This is a genomic window from Tsukamurella sputi (assembly GCF_007858445.1).
Taxonomy (GTDB): Bacteria; Actinomycetota; Actinomycetes; order Mycobacteriales; family Mycobacteriaceae; genus Tsukamurella; species Tsukamurella sputi.
This window is the reverse complement of sequence record NZ_VIGV01000034.1, coordinates 1-755: the sequence shown is the minus strand read 5'-3', so window position 1 is coordinate 755 and position 755 is coordinate 1. Positions and strand designations below refer to the sequence as shown.

Here is a 755-nt window from a genome sequence, read left to right as displayed (position 1 = left end):
TGCGGCCCCCAGACGACGTCTGTGTCGACCAGGCCGCCCGTCAGTTCGTGGGGCGGGATTCCGAGAACGGGGTACGCCAGGAGAGGAGATATCCGGACCTCGACGCAGTCGACGCGATCGCACCGGACGGACTGGACGCCGGGGGCGATTCCCGCGATCAGGCCACCGGTATGGCCGCCGTCGACCTCGAAACATCCGTCGCCGGCCTGAAGGACGATCGACGCCGAGGGCATCGCGACGATCCGCATCGAGGTAGGCGGACCGCCGGTGTTGCGGAATCCGCGTGTCGCCAGGCCACCGACCGGATTCCCCGCAGCGGTCGCACACTCCCATTCGCTTCCGAGGTCGTCGTCCGACATGAGGGGGCGCACACCGTCGAGCGTAGGAGCGGCCCTGCCGGGGTGGCAACGCCCGCTTGGGATCGCCCTAACCAGGGGCCTCCTCGAAGCGCCCCCGGTGGTGCGACCTCGGGAACCAACTTATGTTCGAATCGTGTGAGACGATCGAAAACTTGTCAGTGAGTCCGAGTAGCGTCTAGATATGGACGAAATCATTGCGGTAGAGGAAGACTCGCCTCCTGAGGGAAGGTCGATGGCCGAGCGGTTGCGTGCGAGTCATGTGCGGCGGTGTCGGCTGGTGTTCGAACAGTACGCACTCGCTGCCGACCTGTTGCGGGAGCGGGTGTGCGAGCGGATCGCGGCCGGGCTGGCGCAGGACCGGTGGCAGCAGGGTGTGGCCGCGGAGATCGGGCTGGC

General features: G+C 67.0%; 1 pseudogene. It reads right to left on the bottom strand.

Annotated features, from left to right (window positions below):
- Window positions 1–371, bottom strand: a pseudogene (locus FK268_RS23025) (hypothetical protein); the annotation flags it as partial.
- Between the last annotated feature and the right edge of the window lie 384 nt (window positions 372–755).